The following is a 612-nucleotide window of genomic DNA, read 5'->3' as shown; positions in this document are numbered from 1 at the left end:
GCTTCTTGCGGCGCTCGCCCTCGGCGGACGGCGGCAGTTCGTTGCTGACCAGCGGATAGCTGTCGTCGCCACCGCCGAAGCCCACGTTGCCCTGACGCTTCGCGCGCCAGTTGCCGCGACCCACGCCCAGATCGGACAGGCCGATCGCCGAGGCGTTGCTCTTGGGCTGACGGAAGCCGTCGTCACGCTCGGTGCGGGGTGCGCGATTGCCGTCGCCCTCGGGCCGACCACGGCCACGGCGTCCGCCCTGGGGCTGACCTGCTGCGGCGCCCTGGGGGCGCGGGCCACTGGCGCCGGGGCGGACAGGGCCGCCGGGCTTGCCGGTCTTAGCCCTGAACGGCTTGTTCTTCGGTTTTTGGGAGGTCGACAAGATCCATGATCCTCAAGAAGTCGATTTTTTGTGAAGTACATCGAGGTACATACAAGCCGCCTAAAGCGGAACAATCACAAAAAATCATGGTGTTACTTATAAATCGGCGCCCGCTTAACATCCAGAATGGTACATTGAAGCAATCGAAACGCGCGTACACGGCGCGTACACCGACGAAATTCCAGGGCCCAAACGGTGACCGCCATCAACGAATCATCAACTGACAACCGGGCACAGCCTTC

General features: G+C 62.7%; 1 pseudogene. It reads right to left on the bottom strand.

The window, feature by feature from the left end:
• Positions 1–370: pseudogene (locus L6Q67_RS24040) on the bottom strand (hypothetical protein); the annotation flags it as partial.
• Between the last annotated feature and the right edge of the window lie 242 nt (positions 371–612).

It is taken from the genome of Zoogloea sp. (genome assembly GCF_023150065.1).
In the GTDB taxonomy this organism is placed as follows: Bacteria; Pseudomonadota; Gammaproteobacteria; order Burkholderiales; family Rhodocyclaceae; genus Zoogloea.
The sequence above is the reverse complement of the archived record's forward strand: the minus strand, read 5'-3'. Positions and strand labels throughout refer to the sequence as shown.